The sequence below is a fragment of the Acidovorax sp. genome (genome assembly GCF_027492855.1).
Classification (GTDB): Bacteria; Pseudomonadota; Gammaproteobacteria; order Burkholderiales; family Burkholderiaceae_C; genus Acidovorax.
Genome location: NZ_JAPUDY010000003.1, coordinates 1 through 17,842, shown reverse-complemented (window position 1 = coordinate 17,842; position 17,842 = coordinate 1). Strand labels below are relative to the sequence as shown.

The window sequence follows — 17,842 nt, the reverse complement described above, 5'->3', positions numbered from 1 at the left end:
GCACCATGCGGGGGTGGAAACCAGTGGTGGCAAGCGCTGTGCCCAGTGCGTCCCCGCAGATACATCGCACACAGCACATGCCCCACTGAGGTCAGCTGCCCATCACGTCACGACGTGACACATTCGCCAAAGCCGCCACCGCCGGGGGTAGCGATCTCGAACACATCGCCCGGCTCCATCAGCGCCGCACCGATGTGCCCCAGCTCTTCGACCTGGCCGTTGGCACGCAGCACGCGGTTGGCACCGGGTCGGCCGGGCTGGCCGCCTGCCATGCCAAAGGCGGGGTTCAGGCGCCCGTTGGACAAAATGCTGGCCGTCATCGCCTCCAGAAAACGCACACGCCGCACGCCGCCATCACCACCCGCCCAGCGGCCTGCCCCGCCAGACCCGCGCTGGATCTCGTAGCTGTCGAGTACCACGGGGAAGCGGAACTCCAGCACCTCGGGGTCGGTCAGGCGCGAATTGGTCATGTGCGTCTGGACCACACTGGTGCCGTCAAACCCGCGCACTGTGCGGCCCGATGCATCGAACACCGCACCGGCACCGCTGCCACCGGCAATGGTTTCGTAGTACTGGTACTGCGCATTGCCAAAGGTGAAGTTGTTCATGGTGGGCTGGCTGCCCGCCATCACGCCCAAGGCGCCGAACAACGCATTGGTGATGCAGGTGGAGGTCTCCACATTGCCAGCCACTACCGAGGCCGGCGGGTTGGGGTTGAGCATAGAGCCCTGCGGGATGACGACCTGCAGGGGCTTGAGGCACCCGGCATTGAGCGGGATGTCGTCGTCCACCAGGGTGCGGAACACATACAGCACCGCCGCCATGCACACCGCACGCGGGGCGTTGAAGTTGTTGGTCTGCTGCGCGCTGGTGCCTGCAAAGTCGATTACCGCGCTGCGCTCGGCCACGTTGACCTTGACCGACACGCTGATCTGTGCCCCGTTGTCCAACTTCAGGGTGAACTGCCCGTCTTTGAGCTGCGTGATCACGCGGCGCACCGACTCTTCCGCGTTGTCCTGTACGTGGCGCATGTAGGCCTGCACGACATCCAGGCCAAACTGGCCCACCATCTTCGAGAGTTCCTGCACACCCTTCTCGTTGGCAGCGATTTGCGCGCGCAGATCGGCCAGGTTCTGCTGGGGATTTCGGCTGGGGTATTGCGTGGTGCCGCCACCCGTCGTCAGCAGGCTGCGCACCTCTTCTTCCAGGAAGATTCCTCGGTCCACCAGCTTCACATTGTTGATCTGCACACCCTCTTCGTCGATGCGCGTGGAGAACGGTGGCATCGAGCCCGGCGTGGTGCCACCGATGTCGGCATGGTGGCCCCGGCTGCCCACATAAAACGTGGGATCCTCGCCATCAGCCACATACACCGGGGTGATCACGGTCACATCGGGCAGATGGGTACCGCCATGGTACGGGTCGTTGAGCATGTACACGTCGCCCGGGTGCATCTTCCCCGCGTTCTCGCGGATCACGGTCTTGATGCTCTCACCCATGGAGCCCAAGTGCACGGGCATGTGCGGCGCGTTGGCAATCAGGTTGCCCGTGGCATCGAAGAGCGCACAGCTGAAGTCCAGGCGTTCCTTGATGTTGACCGAGTAGGCCGTGTTTTGCAACTGCAGCCCCATCTGCTCAGCGATGTTCATGAACAGGTTGTTGAACACCTCCAACAGCACAGGGTCTACCGTGGTGCCTGCGGCGTACTGCACCTTGCGGGCCGTCACACGGTCCAGCACCAGGTGATCCAGGTCGGTCAGGCGGGCGGACCAGCCGGGCTCCACCACGGTGGTGGTGTTCTTTTCGGCAATGATGGCCGGTCCGGGGATCACGTCGCCAGGGTGCAGGTCCTCGCGCACCACCAAAGCGGCGTCGTGCCATGCGCTGCCCGAGTACATCTTCACCGTCTCGCGTTGCGGGTGCTTACGGTGCGGATGCACGGGCAGGCGCGGCTCGGCGGGGGCGTCGCCCGCAATCATGGCCTCGACCGACACTGCCTCCACCACCAGGCTCTTGCCTACCATGAGGAAGGCAAAACGCTGGCGATAGGCAGATTCGAAAGCAGCCTGGATGCTGGCCATATCGCCAAACGGCACCAGCAGGGCCGAATCGGTGCCTTCGTAGCGCACGTGCACGTGGTGGCGCACCTGCACCGGGTTGGCGCTGACCTGCTGGCGCTTTAGCTCTGCCTGGGCCGCAGAACCCAGTGCGTCCAGGCGTTCCGCAATCAGCGGCAGCGATGCTGCGGCCAGCGGCATCTCCACCGCCTGTTCGCGGATCACAGTCTGGTCCGCCAGCCCCATGCCATAAGCGCTGAGAACACCGGCCAGCGGGTGCACAAACACCCGCGACATGCCCAAAGCGTCGGCCACCAGGCAGGCATGCTGGCCGCCCGCGCCACCAAAACACTGCAGCGTGTAGCGCGTCACGTCGTAGCCGCGTGCCACGCTGATCTTCTTGATGGCGTTGGCCATCTGCTGGACAGCGATCTGGATGAAGCCTTCGGCCACTTCCTCGGGCTTGCGCTGGGTCTGCGCAGCAATTTCCTCAAAACGGGCGCGTACCGCATCGGCGTCCAGTGTTTCGTTGGCGGCGGGGCCAAACACGCTGGGGAAGTAACGCGGCTGCACCTTACCTACCATCACGTTGGCATCGGTCACGGCCAGCGGGCCGCCACGGCGGTAGCTCACCGGGCCTGGGTTGGCGCCTGCGCTCTCGGGGCCAACTCGGAAACGGGCACCGTCGTAGGCCAGCACCGAGCCGCCGCCAGCCGCTACCGTGTGGATACTCATCATGGGAGCGCGCATGCGCACACCGGCGACGTGGGTTTCGAACTCGCGCTCGAACGCACCGGCGTAGTGACTTACATCAGTGGATGTTCCGCCCATGTCAAAGCCGATGACCTTTTCATGCCCGGCCAGGCCCGCCGTGCGCGCCATGCCGACGATGCCACCTGCGGGCCCCGACAGAATCGCATCCTTGCCCTGGAAGGTACCCGCATCGGTGAGCCCCCCCGAAGACTGCATGAAGAACAGCTTGACGCCCGGCATCTCGCTGGCCACCTGCTCCACATAGCGGCGCAGGATGGGCGAGAGGTAGGCATCCACCACGGTGGTGTCGCCCCTGCTCACGAACTTCATCATGGGGCTGGTTTCGTGCGAGGTGCTGATCTGCGTGAAGCCCACCTCTTTGGCGATGCGCTGAGCCGCCTGTTCATGCTGGGTGTAGCGGTAGCCGTGCATGAACACAATGGCCACGCTGCGCAGACCACGCCCGTAGGCTGCCAGCAAGTCGCCGCGCAGGCTGGATTCGTCCAGTGCCAGCAGCACATCGCCATGGGCGCCCACCCGTTCGCACGCTTCGATCACCTCGGTGTACAAAAGCTCGGGCAACTGGATGTGGCGGTCGAACAAGCGTGGGCGGTTCTGGTAGGCAATGCGCAACGCGTCGCGAAAGCCGCGCGTGGTCACCAGCAGCGTGGGCTCGCCCTTGCGCTCCAGCAATGCGTTGGTGGCCACGGTGGTGCCCATCTTCACGCACTCCACCAGCGCGGGTGTCACCGGCTCGCCGGATTTAAGGCCCAGCAGGTGGCGAATGCCCGCCACGGCGGCGTCCTTGTACTGCTCGGGGTTTTCAGACAGCAGCTTGTGGGTGGCCAGCGAGCCATCGGGCCGCTTGGCCACGATGTCGGTGAATGTGCCCCCACGGTCAATCCAGAACTGCCAGCGGGGAATGTGGGTGGTGGGTGCAAGTTGTGTCATGGTGTGATGGTTTGCAAAAGTGAAATGAAAGGGTTCGGTGCTCGCTCAGGCCGCCAGGGCCAGAGGGGAGCGGGCCGGGGAGCGCGGCGCGCGAGCCAGTGCCTCCAGCACCGCGCGCACAGAAGGAATGGAGGGCGCTGTGACCATGGCCTTGTCCGCACCGCACCAGGGGCGGCTCAGCGCCGCGATCCAAGGCATCACGGCATGGATATCCGAGGGTGGCAGGGTTTGCATGCTGTCCACAACAATGCTCAGCTCCTGCGCCAGGCGCGAGCCCGGTGCAAAGCGCCAGTGGTACTGGCCGCAACCCAGGCGCACAGCGCGGCTGTCTTTTTCGGTCATGGCCTCCAGCCAGGGGCCGTGAAACTCCGCACACGCAGGATCGGGAGGATCAGCCAAACAGAAGCTGTACACGTTTTCATAGGTGCGACCAAAGCGGCGCACCAGGGTTTCGGCAATGGCGTCGCGGCCGTGGGCCACCGGCGGAAAGTCCATGTCGCCCTGCCGCACGTCCATGCGCAGCAGCGCGCCGCCGGCAAAGGCCCGCTCAATCAGGTGAGGCCGGTTGCCATCCTTGGCCAGCAGATACATCTCAATGGTGTCTGAAGGGGTTTGCATGGTGATTCCTTGGTGATGCCAACAATGGCCTAGCGCTGCGTGTAGTACGGGATGAAGAGCTGGTTGGCCTCGCTCCCCACGGACCGCACCCATTCGCGGGAAAACCGTTCGCCCAGGCGTTTGAGCTCGGTGCCGAGAATGGCCGAGGGCGGCTCAACCTTGATACCCCTGCGCTGCAGCTCGGTCACCGACTCCTCGGCCACGGCGGCACTCATCTCCCACCCCCGTTTTTCGGCGTCTGCTGCTGCCTGGCTCACGGCCTGGCGCACCGGGGCGGGCAGTGCGTCAAACGCCCGCTGGTTCACAAAGACGATGTTCTTGGGGAACCAGGCGTTGATACCGTAGTACTGCTTGATCTGGCCCCAGACCTGGTTTTCCACCCCCGTCAAGGCCGATGTGATCATCGAATCCAGCTTTCCGGCGGCCAGGGCCTGGTTGACCTCGACCATGGGCACATCCACGGGCGTGGCGCCCAGCAGCTCGGCAATGCGCACCGTGCCCGGGTTGTAGGTGCGCATGCGGGAGCCCTTGAAATCCGCCGACGAACGCACCGGGACCGTGGTGAACAGCCCCTGCGGGGGCCACGGCACGGCGTACAAGGCTTTGAGCCCCTTGCGCGCCATGTGCGCTTCGATCAGCGGACGCTGCACATCCCACATGCGCCGTGCGTCGGCATAGCTGCGGACCACAAAAGGCACGGAATCGCCACCTGCCATGGGGATGTCGCGCACCAGGCTCGTCATGATGGTTTCGCCCGCCTGGGCCTTGCCGTCCTGCACCGCCTGAGGGATCTCCCCCAGTTTGAACAAGGCGTTGTTGGCATGCACTTCAATGTGCAATGCACCGGCTGAAGCACGCTCCACGTCTTGCGCAAACTGAACGATATTGCGCGTGTGGAACGACTCCGCCCGGTAGCCCGTGGCCAGCTTCCACTGGGTCTGGGCGTGCAGCACCGGGGCCACGGCAAGCGCAGCCAACAACACAATGGTCTTCATGGTGAGCTCCTGTACGGACTATTCGGCGAGGGGCGCAGCGGGGTCAGCCCTGCATCTGGCGTGGCAGCCAGAGCACGACATCGGGCACGAAATACGTCAGGATGACCGCAACGATCATCAGTGCGAACAAAGGCAACGCAGTGCGGGCGATCCAGGTAACTTCGCGGCGCGTCATGCCCTGCAGCACAAAGAGGTTGAAGCCCACCGGCGGAGTGATCTGCGCCATCTCCACCACCAACACGATGAAGATGCCGAACCACACCAGGTCAAAGCCTGCAGCCTCCACCGTGGGCAGCAGCACCGCGATGGTCAGCACCACCATGGAGATGCCATCCAGGAAGCAGCCCAGCATGATGAAAAACACGATGAGCAGCAGCATCAGCGCAAAGGGCGACAGGTGCAGGGCACCGATGAACTCGGCCAGGTGGCGTGGGAGGCCGATGAAGCCCATGGCCAGTGTGAGGAACGCAGCGCCCGCCAGGATGAGGCCGATCATGCAGTACACGCGGCAGGCAGCGACCAGCCCGTCCTTGAAGCGCGCCCAATCAAGTGATCCCTCGATCTTCGCCAGGATCAGCGATCCGCCCACACCCAGCGCCGCAGCCTCGGTGGCGGTGGCAATACCGCTGTAGATGGCGCCCAGCACCACCACGATGAGCGACACCACAGGGATCAGGTGGCGCGACGCATAGAGCTTCTGCACAAAGCTCAGACGGGCATCGGGCGCTGGCACCTTGTCCTTGTTGAACAGGGCCCACACGACGATGTAGCCCATGAACAGCGCTGCCAGCATCAAACCTGGAATCACGCCGGCCAGGAACAGCTTTGAGATCGACACATTGGCCGCCACGCCATAGACGATCATGATGATCGAAGGAGGGATCAGCAGGCCCAGCGTGCCTGCGCCAGCCAGTGTGCCCACCGAGATGTCTTCGGGATAACCGCGCTGCTTGAGTTCGGGCAGCGTGATCTTGCCGATGGTCGCGCAAGTGGCCGCCGATGAGCCCGAGATGGCAGCGAAGATGGTGCAGCCCACCACATTCACATGCAACAGGCGGCCGGGCAGACGATCCAGCCAGGGCGCCAGGCCTTTGAACATGCTGCTCGACAGCTTGCTGCGAAACAGGATCTCGCCCATCCAGAGGAATAGCGGCAAGGCCGTGAGCGTCCAGCTGGAGGTAGACCCCCAAATGGTCAGCATCATGCTGTCGCCCACAGGGCGGCTGGTAAAAAGCTCCATACCGACCAGAGCCACCGCAAGCAGTGACAGGCCGATCCACAAACCCGAACCGAGCACTGCAAAGAGCACCACGATCAGGCCAAAGGCAATGATGACGTCCATGTTGATTTCTCCTGCCTGGGGTTACTCGGAACGGGCCGATTCAGACGCGGCAATGAAGGCCACGCCCTGAAAGCGCAGGATGAGCGCATGGGCAAACGACAGCGCAAAGCCGATACAGCCCATGGCCATGCTGATCTGGGGAATCCACAGCGGCGAAGCATCGGCCGCAGGCGAGATGTCGTGCGTGATGTAGGAGATCCACACCGAGCGCACGGCGTACCAGGCGATGTAGAGCGTGAGCACGAGCGCCGCACTCAGGCAGAACCATTCGAAGGCCGAGCGCAGGCGCTCAGGCAGGCGGTCCAGCACCAGCGTCACACGGATGTGGTCGCCGTTTTGCAGTGTGCCGGGCAAGGCGAAGAACAGCGCGGCAGCGATGGCGTAGCCTGCGTAAGCATCGAGTCCATCGATGTTCAGGTGGATGACTTCGCGGGCAAACACGCCCAGCGTGACGGCGGCAAACGCAGCCAGCATGGAGATGCCGGACAGCAACATCAGCAGTCTGTAGAAATTTCGGACGAGTTTGTCCATGGCGTACTCCGGTAACGCTTGAAAGATGAAAAGGGGATGGCTGGAAACGAGGGCAGCGCGCGGGGGCTGCTGCCCGGCCCCGTGGCGGGGCCTGGAACGCGGCGCTTACTTCTTGCGGTAGGCGTCGATGATGGCCTGGCCCTCGGCACCGGCCGACTTCACCCAGTCAGCGGTCATCGACTCACCAATGCTGGCCAGTTCCTTCTTGATGCTGTCGCTGGGCTCGGCCACGGTCATGCCCTTGGCGGCCAGCTCCTTGATGAACTCCTTGTCCACCCGCTCGCTGGTGGCCCAGCCGCGCGCCTCGGCATCGGCAGCAGCCTTCAGCACGGCGTCCTGCAATGGCTTGTCGAGCGCATCAAAGGCCTTCTGGTTGACCACCGTAGCGTTGCGCGGCAACCAGGCGCTGACGGGGTAGAAATGCTTCACCTGCTCATACAGCTTGGACTCCACGCCGCTGGCGCTCGACGTCAGAAAGTTCTGCACGGTGTTGGTGGCCAGGGCCTGGCCCAGCTCCGACAGCTGGATCGTCACCGGCTGCGCCTTGAGCAGTTGCGCAATACGCGTGGTGGCGGGGTTGTAGGCCCGCATCTTGGTGCCTGCAAAGTCCGCTGGCGTACTCACGGGCTTGAGCGAGTAGAGCGACTGGCCGGGCCATGGCACGGTGAACAGCACCTTCACACCCTGCGAAGCGAGCAGCTTTTCCTGCGCAGGCTTGGCGGCCAGATACAGGCGCTTGGAATCGGCATAGCTGGTGGCTAGAAACGGGATCGAATCGACGCCAAACAATGGGTTTTCGTTGGATGCACCCGAGAGAATGAACTCGGCCGAAGGCACCTGGCCGGTTTGCACCGCACGCTTGATTTCGTTGGCCTTGTACAGCGAGCCGCCGGGGTGCAACACGATCTTGAGCTTGCCACCCGTGAGCTGATCCACCTCGCTGGCGAACTGCTGTACGTTCTGCGTCTGGAAGCTGTTGGCGCCATAGCCCGTGGGCAGGTCCCATTTGATCTGGGCCTGGACGGCGCAGACGCTGAGGACTGCGGACAAACAAATTGCGGTTTTCTTCATGGTGGAACTCCTTGTTGAAAGCGGATCAGAAACTGGCGAGCTGGTGGTTGAGAAGGTCGGTGACCAGCATGCAGCCCGGTGCATGCGTGATGCAGAACGCGGGCTGGACATTCAAGATGGCCGATTGCGGGGTCACGCCGCAGGCCCAGAAAACAGGGATTTCGCCCGGCATCAGCGCTACGGCGTCCCCGTAGTCGGGATGGGCAAGATCGGCGATGCCGATCAGGGCCGGGTCACCGATGTGCACAGGCGCTCCATGCACATTGGGGAAACGCGAGGTGACCTGCACGGCCCGAATCACATCCGCTGCGGGCATGGGACGCATGGTCACCACCATGGCACCGCCAAAAGGGCCGGCCGGTTCGGTTTGCACATTGGTGCGGAACATGGCCACGTTCTTGCCTTCGTCGATGTGGCGCAGGCGGATACCTGCCTCGATCAATGCGGACTCGAACGAGAACGAACAGCCCAGGATGAAGGTGACCAGGTCCGGCCGCCAGAGGCTGGCAATGTCCGCCACCTCCTCCGACATTTCACCGTGGCGCCAGATGCGGTACAGCGGCACATCACTGCGGATGTCGATGTCCTTGCCCAGCGAAGGCAGGGTGAACTGGCCAGGCTCGCTGACCGCCAGCACGGGGCAAGGTTTGGGGTTGCGCTGGCAGAACCGCAGGAAATCACTGGCAAGCACCTCGGGCAGGATGACCACGTTGCCTTGCACATGGCCGTCTGCGAGACCGCTGGTGTGCGATGTCCACAGACCCTTGCGGATGGTGTCGCGGACGTGGTTCGGATTGCTGGTGCCCTTAGGACCAAACACCGCGAGCGAATTTTCTTGAGCTAAGTCCACCGTATTTCCTTGCATTGAGAGGAGTCAATTGCATGACGTTGGACGGATTGTGTTGGGGTGTAACTGCGCTGGCAAATTCAAAAAATTTCTCTTAGCTCATCGATTTTTTCGATGTATTCCATTGGGGCGAAGCAAACCAACTTGACGCCAAGGGTTAACCCTTGGGTTTCGGTCTAGGGTTAACCCGGGCCCTTGAAAGGAGAATTTGCACAAGCGCAGTCGCACCGAACTGCGCAGGTCGTTTCAAGGCGAAGTTCCCGGGGCTGCGCCGTAAACGCAGACAGAGCAGCCGCAGTGCGCGCAGCGGAAAAAGGAGCGTGCGTGGTCCCCGCGCTCAGGTGCGGGCCTTGCGGGGCTTGGGCTCTGGGGGTTGCTGCGCTTCGATGAAGCTGAGCGCCGAACGCACGATTGCCTCCATCGCGGGCGAAGACGGATCTTCGCGATAGCTCACGTGAATGGGCAGAGGACGCAGCGCAATGTCGCAGGCCAGTGCGCGAAGATCCGGGAATGCCAGCATCCGCTGCACCGCCAGGCGCGGCAGCGTGGCAACGCCAAAACCGCCCTGCACCAGCTGCACCATGGCAGAGATTGAGGAAATGGTGTGCACGCAGCGCGGCTCCACCTGTGCCTGGCGCAGCGTGTCCAGCAGGTACACATGGGGCTGAGAACCGCGCTGAAAGGTCAGGATGTCGGTGCCGGCAAAGTCTTCGGATGCATAGCGCCGCTTGCGGTGGATCTTGCTGTTGCCGACGAAAACCATCTCCATCGGCGTCAGCGCCTGGCTGCGAATGCCTTCGGCCGATGCGGGCAAGGCCGCAAACACGGCATCTAACGTGCCCCGACGGATCTGATCCAGCAGCACCGGCGTGGATTCGACCGTGAGTTCCAGCTCCAGCAGCGGGTTGTCCTTGCGCAGTTGTTCCACCCAGGGGATGAGCCACGAGTGGAGCACCGACTCAATGGCGCCCAGGCGGATCGACACTTCCAGCGGCCCGCCCGATCCCATCTCGGTCTTGAGCTGGCGCTGCAGTTCCAGCATGCGTTTTGCATAAATGAGAAACCGCGTGCCCGCCACCGTGAGCTTGAAATGTTTGTCGCGCCGGTCCAGCAGCAGCACGCCCAGTTCTTCCTCCAGCGCCGCCACGCGGCTGGACATAGCCGACTGCGTCAGAAAGAGCTTTTCCGCCGCACGCGTCACGCTCTTGAGGGAGGCCACCCAGTAAAAGGCTTCGACAAAACGCAGGTTCATGGTGGTGGTTCTCCGGCCGTGCTGGCACGCTTCAAGCCCCTGGCTGCGCACCGTGGTGGTGCAACCCACCGAAACCAGCGCAAAAGGCAGGGCCATTCTGCCGTTGATCTGCACGCCCTACAGCCTCTGAACCGCAGAAACAGAGCACGGCGAGTGTTCCTTAATGCCTGTGCGATGGGATGGGCATCTGATGCAAATACTATTAAATTGATAGCTATTAGCGCTTTACAGACAGGCGCCAGATTCCATTTTTCATTCAAACTCATCCCACAAACAGGGGTAGATCGGCCTTCTTCAGCGTGCGCAGCACAAAGCTGGAGCGGCTGTGGCGTATGCCCTTGATCTTGTAGAGCTTCTCGCGCAGCAGGCGCTCGTAGTCGCGCGTGTCTTTCACCACGATGCGCAGCAGGTAGTCGTAGTCGCCCGACACCAGGTGCGCCTCGATCACCTCGGGGATGCTGGCCAGTGTTTCGCCAAATTTTTCGAGCGTGTTGTCCGAATGGCTGTCGAGCGTGACCTGCACCAGCACGGTGTCGGCCAGATCCAGCGACTGCGGGTTGATGCGCACCGTGTAGCCCTGGATCACGCCCGCCTCTTCCATCTTCTTGATGCGCCCCCAGCAGGGCGACGGGCTCAGGCCCACGGCCTGCCCGATCTCTTGCAGGCTGGCGCGCGCATTGCCTTGCAGCACAGCCAGAATTTTTCTATCGAGGCGATCCATCGGCCTGATTATCCAGCAAAACACCTGTTTGCAGAAAATTTTTCTGCAAACAAGCAGAAACAGCCTGATTACAGCAAATTCATCTCCAGCCCACGGCGCATACTTTCTGCATCAAGGCGCTTTTACCGAAGTGCACGAACTGACAAGGCCCCGGCTGGTTACCGCCAGCACGGGGCCCTTGGCATGTGGGCGCAAACACAAGGCCGCTCACATCACGGCACATGCGCCGCCAGAGCATGACAAGAAGCTGACGGACTGCCTTTAATAAGCACGCTTACCAGCACAAACCCCGATGCCCCCTCAAAAGGGGCGCCGCCATAATTTGCGCGAGACTGGCACCCCTGTGCCACCACCCTCCCCCAAGGCGCACGCCCCCGAGGCGGCCGCCACAACATCCCAACAGGAGACAGCATGCAACTGACCAAACTCGTCGTCGGCCTGAGCCTTGCGCTCGGCTTTGTGGCCACCGCTGCCGCGCAAACCACCATGCGCATCAGCATTTCGACCGCCCAGAACTCTCACCAGGGCGTGGCCATCGACACGTTTGCCAAGGAAGTAGAGAAACGCACTGGCGGCCGCTACAAGGTGCAGACTTTCTACAACGGTGCACTGGGCGGCGAGCGCGAGTCGATCGAAGCCGTGCAATTGGGCACGCAGGAGCTGGCTTTCAGCTCCACCGGCCCCATCCCCAACTTCGTGCCAGAGACCAAAATCCTGGACGTGCCTTTCCTGTTCCGCGACAAGGCCCATGCCCGCGCCGTGCTGGACGGCCCCATCGGCCAGGAGATGCTGGGCAAGTTCGACGCCAAGGGTTTCAAGGCGCTGGCCTGGGCTGAAAACGGCTTCCGCCACATGACCAACAGCAAGCGCGACGTGAAGGAGCCGGGCGACCTCAAGGGCCTGAAGATGCGCACGATGGAAAACCCCGTGCACATCGCCGCCTACAAGGGCTTTGGCATCATCACCACGCCCATGGCGTTCCCTGAGGTGTTCACGGCCTTGCAACAAGGCACCGTGGACGGCCAGGAGAACCCCCTGCCCGTGATCATCTCGGCCAAGTTCGACCAGGTGCAAAAGCACCTCACGCTCACCGGCCACGTCTATTCGCCCTGCATCTTCGTGATGAACAAGGCATCGTTCGACAAGCTCTCGGCCGCCGACAAGCAGGCCTTCATCGACGCTGCCAAAGAAGGCACCAAGGCCAACCGCGCCCGCGTGGACGAAGACGATGCCAAGGGCGTGGCCGACCTGCGCGCCAAGGGCATGACCGTGATCGACAACCCGGACAAGGCAAAATTCGTGGCAGCCCTGGCGCCCGTGAACGCCGAGTTCGAAAAGCAGTTCGGCAAGGCCACGCTCGACAAGATCCGCGACGTCAAGTAATCTGCCCTCCGCCGCTACTATATTTTTAGTAGCATAAAACGCCCGTAGCTCAAGCGCTGTCGGGCGTTTTTATTCCTGTTTCTTTGCTGCTCCACTCTTGCCCCATGGCCGGCACCGCCCCATGAAAAATGCCTTTCTCACCTTTGAGCGATGGACCACGTCCTTCGCCATGCTGGGCGCCTGCGCCATGCTGCTCATTTCCGCGTCGCTGGGCATGTTCCAGATCGTGACGCGGTTCGTGCTCGAACAACCCGCCGAGTGGACGGAAGTGCTGATCCGCTTCAGCCTTATCTGGATGGTGTTCCTGGCCATCCCCGCAGCCTTTCGCCAGGGCGCGATGGTGAGCGTGGACGTGCTGTACCGCTGGAGCCCGCCCAAGATACGGCGGGTGCTGGACTGGGTGGTGGCGCTGGCAGCGCTGGCGCTCATCGGCATCGTCATCTGGTGGGGCTGGGACTACGCCAAACGCGGCGGCGTGCAGAGCATGGCGGGGCTGGAGTCCGTGTCCATGTTCTGGGCTTATTTGGCCATGCCGGTCGGCGGCCTCTTTTGTGTCGTTGGCATCATCGGCAACCTCATTGACCCCGTGCGTATGGAACTGGAGACCGCCCAATGAACGCCGCGCCGAGCCGTCTCAAGCAAGTGAACGGCCCCCTTGGGGGGCAGCAAGGACATGCAATGCCGAGCGTGGGGGCCACACTATGACTTTGGTCATGATTTCTACGATGGTGCTGTGCTTTGCACTCACCGTATCGGTTGCTGTCTCCATCGGCCTCGCGTCCATGCTGGGCATCCAGGCGTCCAACGCAAACATGCTCATTTCCGTGAAGGAAATGTTCGGTGCCATCAACAAGTTTCCGCTGGCCGCCATTCCCTTCTTCATTCTGGCGGGCAACCTCATGGAAACCGGCGGCATCTCGCGCCGCCTGGTGGAGTTCGCCAAGAGCATCGTGGGCGGCGTGCAGGGCGGCCTGCCCATGACCTGCGTGCTCACCTGCATGATCTTCGCGGCCGTGTCGGGCTCGTCGGTGGCCACCACCTTCGCCATTGGTGCCATCCTGATCCCCGCGCTCATCAAGCATGGTTATCCCACCACCTACGCAGCCGCCTTGCAGGCCACCAGCGCCGAGTTGGGGGTCATCATTCCACCGTCGATCCCGCTCATCCTCTACGGCGTGAGCGCCGAGGTGTCGATCGGCGAGCTGTTCATCGCCGGTTTTGGCCCCGGCCTGCTGATCAGCGGCGCGCTGATGCTGTTCGTCTGGGCCTATTGCAAATACAAGGGCTGGGGCAAGAACGATGGCGATGGCCGCATGTCTTTTGGCAAGGCCACGCTGCAGGCGGGCTGGGCGCTGCTCATGCCCGTGATCATCCTGGGCGGCATCTATGGCGGCGTCTTCACACCCACCGAGGCCTCGGCCGTGGCCGTGTTCTATGCGCTGGTCATTGGCGTCGTGATCTACCGCGAGATCAAGCTCAAGGACCTGTTCCCCATCCTGCGCAAGTCGGCCATCTCGTCGGCGGTGATCATGTTCATCATCGCCAACGCGGGCCTGTTCGCCTTCCTCATCACGCGCGCGGGCGTGCCGGATGCCATCGGCCGCTGGCTGGAGGCCGTGCTGCAATCGCCCACCCTGTTCCTGCTGGGTGTGAATGCGGCGCTGTTCCTGATCGGCATGTTCATCGAAACCAGCGCGGCCATCATCGTGCTGGCCCCTATTCTGGCGCCGGTGGCCATGCACTTCGGCGTCGATCCGGTGCACTTCGGCCTCATCATGGTGGTGAACCTCGCTTTGGGCATGATCACCCCGCCCTTCGGCGTGAACCTGTTTGCCGCCTGCACGGTGGCCAAAATCTCGCTCGACCGGATCATCAAACACCTGCTGCCCTTCGTGGGCGTGATTTTGGTGTGCCTGCTGATCATCACTTACATCCCATCGATCTCGCTGGCCTTTCGCGATCTGCTCTACGCAAAGTAGTTGTTAGAATCCGCAGGTCAGGAGAGAGTGCTTCGCCCGCCATGCGCGCGCAGCACCGCCGAAGGCGCAGGCAGCAGCTGAACGCTCAGGCAAAAGGACTGGCAACCGCCCGCAGTGATGCGGGCGTTCCCTTGCTGGAGAGAGATGGCCCGTGCAACACGGCCCATCCACCGAAGGAGCAAGCCGCACGGCCAGCCAGGGCGCTGCGGTGAATCTCTCAGGTAAAGCGGACAGCAGGGCAAATCCCGTGACCATCATCCCCATGGTTGCGGCCCCTATTTGCCCCGGAGTCCGCCATGTCAGCCACCGCCGCCCCCCTGCTCACCACCCCTTTGAACGCCCTGCACATCGAGCTGGGCGCCCGCATGGTGCCGTTTGCGGGTTACTCCATGCCCGTGCAGTACCCAGCGGGCCTGATGGCCGAACATGTGCACACCCGCACCGCCGCAGGCCTGTTCGACGTGTCGCACATGGGCCAGCTCAAGCTCGTTGGCCCGGATGCCGCCGCTGCCTTCGAAACCCTGATGCCTGTGGACGTGATCGACCTGCCCGTGGGCAAGCAGCGCTACGGCCTGCTGCTCACCGACGACGGCACCATCATTGACGACCTGATGTTCTTCAACCAGGGCGTTGTGGATGACAAACCCACGCTGTTCGTCATCGTCAACGGTGCCTGCAAGGCGGACGACATCGCCCACATTAAGGCCCGCATCGGCCAGCGTTGCGAGGTGACCCCCATGCCCGACCACGCACTGCTGGCGCTGCAGGGCCCGCAGGCAGTCACCGCTCTCGCCCGCCTGGCGCCCGGCGTGGAAAAGCTGGTGTTCATGACCGGCGGCAACTTCTCCATCGCTGGCTGCGACTGCTTCGTGACGCGCAGCGGCTACACGGGCGAAGACGGTTTTGAAATCTCGGTGCCCGCCGCGCAGGCCGACACCCTGGCCCGTGCGCTGCTTGCGCAGCCAGAGGTCAAGCCCATTGGCCTGGGCGCGCGCAACTCGCTGCGCCTGGAGGCGGGCCTGTGCTTGTATGGCAACGACATCGACACCACCACCACCCCGCCCGAGGCCGCGCTGAACTGGGCCATCCAGAAGGTGCGCCGCACCGGCGGTGCCCGCGCGGGCGGCTTCCCCGGCGCTGACAAAGTGCTCGCCCAGATCGACACCCCCGCCACCCTGCCGCGCAAACGCGTGGGCCTGGTGGCGCTGGAACGCGTGCCCGTGCGCGAGCACACCGAACTACAAAACACGGACGGCCAGAAGATCGGCGAAGTCACCAGCGGCCTGCTGGGGCCCACGGTGAACGAACCCGTGGCCATGGGCTATGTGGCGCCCGCCTTCGCCGCCATCGGCACGCGCGTGAACGCCATCGTGCGCGGCAAGGCCGTGCCCATGGAAGTGCGCGCCATGCCGTTCACCCCTGCGAACTACTACCGGGGCTGATTCCCTGGTCTGAATCCGATCCAGCCCGGCTACAGTGGCGGCTGGCATCGGCACTTTTTACATTACCTCTTTTTTTTGGAGCCCCCCATGACCGTCAAATATTCCAAAGACCACGAGTGGATCGACATCGCAGACCACGAAGCCGCTGTTGTCGGCATCACGCTGCACGCGCAAGACGCGCTGGGCGATGTGGTGTTCGTGGACCTGCCCGAAGTCGGCAAGACCTTCACCCAGGGTGAAGTGGCCGGCGTGGTCGAATCGGTGAAAGCCGCCGCCGACATCTACATGCCCGTCACCGGCGAAATCGTCGAGGTGAACGAGGCCCTGCGCGCCGACCCCTCGTTGGCCAACACCGACCCCATGGGCGCGGGCTGGTTCTTCAAGGTCCTCGTGACCGACATGATGCAGTTCGACGCACTCATGGACGAACCCGACTACGCCGAGTTCACCAAGAACGCCTGATTGATCGACAGACCGATCCCCGCGGCCCGGCGCCCTCTGCCGGGCCAATGTGTTTCCTTGCCCTTGTGCCGCCGCCGATGACCTCCTCTGCCCCCCTGCCCACCCTCGCCGCGCTCGAAAACGCCACCGAGTTCCTGCCCCGCCACATCGGGATCGACGCGGCCGACGAAGCGCACATGCTGTCGGTGATCGGCGAAGCCTCGCGCCGCGCCCTCATCGACTCCATCGTGCCGCGCTCCATCGCGCGCGGCCAGGCGATGGACCTGCCCCCGGCCACCACCGAAGCGGCAGCATTGGCCGAACTCAAGGCCATCGCGGGCAAAAACAAGGTGCTCAAGAGCTTCATCGGCCAGGGCTACTACGGCACACACACGCCGGGCGTCATCCTGCGCAACATCCTGGAAAACCCCGCCTGGTACACCGCCTACACGCCCTACCAGGCCGAAATCTCCCAAGGCCGCATGGAAGCCCTGGTCAACTTCCAGACCATGGTGTGCGACCTCACCGGCATGCCCATCGCCAACGCGTCGATGCTCGACGAGGCCACCGCCGCCGCCGAGGCCATGACGCTGGCCAAGCGCTCGGTCAAGAGCAAAAGCAACGTCTTCGTGGTGGCCGGTGACGCCCACCCGCAAACCATCGAGGTCATCCAGACCCGCGCCAAGCCCTTGGGCCTGGAAGTGCGCCTGGCCAACTCGGCCGAAGAATGGAACACCCTGCTGGCTGGCGACTACTTTGCCGTGCTAGCCCAATACCCCGCCACCAGCGGCCGCATTGATGATTTGCGCGCCGATGTGGAAAAAGTCCATGCCAAACAGGCCGCCTTCATCGCGGCGGCCGACCTGCTGGCACTCACACTCATCACACCGCCCGGTGAATTCGGCGCCGACATCGTGGTCGGCACCACCCAGCGCCTTGGCATGCCCATGGGCGCGGGCGGCCCCCACGCCGCCTACATGGCCTGCCGCGACGAATTCAAGCGCAGCCTGCCCGGCCGCCTGGTCGGCGTGAGCGTGGACGTTCACGGCAAGCCCGCCTACCGCCTGGCGCTGCAAACGCGCGAGCAACACATCCGCCGCGAAAAGGCCACCTCCAACATCTGCACCGCCCAGGTGCTGCCTGCCGTGATCGCGAGCATGTACGCCGTGTACCACGGCCCCGAGGGTCTGCAACGCATCGCCCAGCGCGTGGCCAGCTACACCGCCATCCTGGCCAAGGGCCTCGAACAACTGGGCGCACCCGTGCGCGCACAGGCCACGTTCGACACCCTGAGCCTGCACACCGGCGTCGCTACAAAATCGATAGCTGCTCGCGCTGTTCAGATGGGCGTCAACCTGCGAATTTACTTCCAGGACTACCTGTGCATCTCGCTGGACGAAACCACCACACGCGCCGACATCGAGCTGCTGTGGAAGATCTTCGCCAAGGACGGCCAGGC

15 protein-coding genes and 2 riboswitches are annotated in these 17,842 nt (G+C 63.2%); of the genes, 6 read left to right on the top strand and 9 right to left on the bottom strand.

The genetic code is table 11. The features are described from left to right. Positions 1-107: 107 nt before the first annotated feature. From Q0105_RS00240 to Q0105_RS00200, 9 genes are all read right to left on the bottom strand, one after another. Positions 108-3,761, bottom strand: coding sequence for a hydantoinase B/oxoprolinase family protein (locus Q0105_RS00240; RefSeq protein ID WP_298207526.1), 3,654 nt, complete (start codon positions 3,759-3,761; stop codon positions 108-110). A gap of 45 nt (positions 3,762-3,806) precedes the next feature. Continuing rightward, the gene (locus tag Q0105_RS00235) at positions 3,807-4,379 is read right to left on the bottom strand and encodes a hypothetical protein (protein WP_298207524.1); all 573 of its coding nucleotides are present in this window, start codon (positions 4,377-4,379) and stop codon (positions 3,807-3,809) included. Between the two features lie 29 nt (positions 4,380-4,408). Continuing rightward, a complete protein-coding gene (locus Q0105_RS00230) occupies positions 4,409-5,374 on the bottom strand; it encodes a TRAP transporter substrate-binding protein (RefSeq protein ID WP_298207522.1) in 966 nt (321 codons plus the stop codon). 43 nt (positions 5,375-5,417) lie between these two features. Continuing rightward, positions 5,418-6,716 carry a TRAP transporter large permease subunit gene (locus Q0105_RS00225; protein ID WP_298207520.1) on the bottom strand — a complete coding sequence of 433 codons (1,299 nt, stop codon included), beginning with the start codon at positions 6,714-6,716 and terminating at the stop codon, positions 5,418-5,420. A gap of 21 nt (positions 6,717-6,737) precedes the next feature. Further along, positions 6,738-7,247, bottom strand: coding sequence for a TRAP transporter small permease (locus Q0105_RS00220; protein ID WP_298207517.1), 510 nt, complete (start codon positions 7,245-7,247; stop codon positions 6,738-6,740). Positions 7,248-7,352: 105 nt separating this feature from the next. Continuing rightward, positions 7,353-8,318, bottom strand: a complete 966-nt coding sequence (locus Q0105_RS00215; RefSeq protein ID WP_298207515.1) for a TRAP transporter substrate-binding protein — start codon at positions 8,316-8,318, stop codon at positions 7,353-7,355. A 25-nt stretch (positions 8,319-8,343) separates the two neighbouring features. Beyond that, the gene (locus Q0105_RS00210) at positions 8,344-9,168 is read right to left on the bottom strand and encodes a putative hydro-lyase (RefSeq protein WP_298207513.1); all 825 of its coding nucleotides are present in this window, start codon (positions 9,166-9,168) and stop codon (positions 8,344-8,346) included. A 334-nt stretch (positions 9,169-9,502) separates the two neighbouring features. Next, positions 9,503-10,417, bottom strand: a complete 915-nt coding sequence (locus Q0105_RS00205; RefSeq protein ID WP_298207555.1) for a LysR family transcriptional regulator — start codon at positions 10,415-10,417, stop codon at positions 9,503-9,505. Between the two features lie 262 nt (positions 10,418-10,679). Further along, positions 10,680-11,138, bottom strand: coding sequence for an Lrp/AsnC family transcriptional regulator (locus Q0105_RS00200; RefSeq protein ID WP_298207511.1), 459 nt, complete (start codon positions 11,136-11,138; stop codon positions 10,680-10,682). A gap of 411 nt (positions 11,139-11,549) precedes the next feature. Between Q0105_RS00200 and Q0105_RS00195 the strand changes: the two genes are divergently transcribed. The 6 genes from Q0105_RS00195 to gcvPA form a co-directional block, all read left to right on the top strand. Further along, positions 11,550-12,521 (top strand): TRAP transporter substrate-binding protein, encoded by a 972-nt coding sequence (locus tag Q0105_RS00195; RefSeq protein ID WP_298207509.1) that lies wholly within the window; start codon positions 11,550-11,552, stop codon positions 12,519-12,521. A 121-nt stretch (positions 12,522-12,642) separates the two neighbouring features. Continuing rightward, positions 12,643-13,137 carry a TRAP transporter small permease gene (locus Q0105_RS00190; RefSeq protein WP_298207507.1) on the top strand — a complete coding sequence of 165 codons (495 nt, stop codon included), beginning with the start codon at positions 12,643-12,645 and terminating at the stop codon, positions 13,135-13,137. An 85-nt stretch (positions 13,138-13,222) separates the two neighbouring features. After that, positions 13,223-14,500 (top strand): TRAP transporter large permease, encoded by a 1,278-nt coding sequence (locus tag Q0105_RS00185; RefSeq protein WP_298207505.1) that lies wholly within the window; start codon positions 13,223-13,225, stop codon positions 14,498-14,500. Positions 14,501-14,508: 8 nt separating this feature from the next. Then, positions 14,509-14,611: riboswitch (glycine riboswitch) on the top strand. 13 nt (positions 14,612-14,624) lie between these two features. Continuing rightward, a riboswitch (glycine riboswitch) is annotated at positions 14,625-14,744 on the top strand. 52 nt (positions 14,745-14,796) lie between these two features. Further along, entirely contained in the window at positions 14,797-15,942 is a 1,146-nt protein-coding gene (gene gcvT / locus Q0105_RS00180; RefSeq protein ID WP_298207503.1) for a glycine cleavage system aminomethyltransferase GcvT, read from the top strand. 87 nt (positions 15,943-16,029) lie between these two features. Then, a complete protein-coding gene (gene gcvH, locus Q0105_RS00175) occupies positions 16,030-16,404 on the top strand; it encodes a glycine cleavage system protein GcvH (RefSeq protein WP_298207501.1) in 375 nt (124 codons plus the stop codon). Between the two features lie 77 nt (positions 16,405-16,481). Further along, on the top strand, positions 16,482-17,842 hold a 1,361-nt coding region (gene gcvPA, locus Q0105_RS00170; protein ID WP_298207499.1), incomplete at its 3' end, for an aminomethyl-transferring glycine dehydrogenase subunit GcvPA.

Excerpts from the sequence above, each read along its gene's own strand:
- Q0105_RS00185 (WP_298207505.1), top strand. The coding sequence starts at position 13,223 with ATGACTTTGGTCATGATTTCTACGATGGTGCTGTGCTTTGCACTCACC.
- Q0105_RS00205 (WP_298207555.1), bottom strand. The coding sequence starts at position 10,417 with ATGAACCTGCGTTTTGTCGAAGCCTTTTACTGGGTGGCCTCCCTCAAG.
- gcvH (WP_298207501.1), top strand. The coding sequence starts at position 16,030 with ATGACCGTCAAATATTCCAAAGACCACGAGTGGATCGACATCGCAGAC.
- gcvT (WP_298207503.1), top strand. The coding sequence starts at position 14,797 with ATGTCAGCCACCGCCGCCCCCCTGCTCACCACCCCTTTGAACGCCCTG.
- Q0105_RS00225 (WP_298207520.1), bottom strand. The coding sequence starts at position 6,716 with ATGGACGTCATCATTGCCTTTGGCCTGATCGTGGTGCTCTTTGCAGTG.
- Q0105_RS00215 (WP_298207515.1), bottom strand. The coding sequence starts at position 8,318 with ATGAAGAAAACCGCAATTTGTTTGTCCGCAGTCCTCAGCGTCTGCGCC.
- Q0105_RS00200 (WP_298207511.1), bottom strand. The coding sequence starts at position 11,138 with ATGGATCGCCTCGATAGAAAAATTCTGGCTGTGCTGCAAGGCAATGCG.
- Q0105_RS00220 (WP_298207517.1), bottom strand. The coding sequence starts at position 7,247 with ATGGACAAACTCGTCCGAAATTTCTACAGACTGCTGATGTTGCTGTCC.
- Q0105_RS00190 (WP_298207507.1), top strand. The coding sequence starts at position 12,643 with ATGAAAAATGCCTTTCTCACCTTTGAGCGATGGACCACGTCCTTCGCC.
- Q0105_RS00240 (WP_298207526.1), bottom strand. The coding sequence starts at position 3,761 with ATGACACAACTTGCACCCACCACCCACATTCCCCGCTGGCAGTTCTGG.
- Q0105_RS00195 (WP_298207509.1), top strand. The coding sequence starts at position 11,550 with ATGCAACTGACCAAACTCGTCGTCGGCCTGAGCCTTGCGCTCGGCTTT.
- Q0105_RS00230 (WP_298207522.1), bottom strand. The coding sequence starts at position 5,374 with ATGAAGACCATTGTGTTGTTGGCTGCGCTTGCCGTGGCCCCGGTGCTG.
- Q0105_RS00235 (WP_298207524.1), bottom strand. The coding sequence starts at position 4,379 with ATGCAAACCCCTTCAGACACCATTGAGATGTATCTGCTGGCCAAGGAT.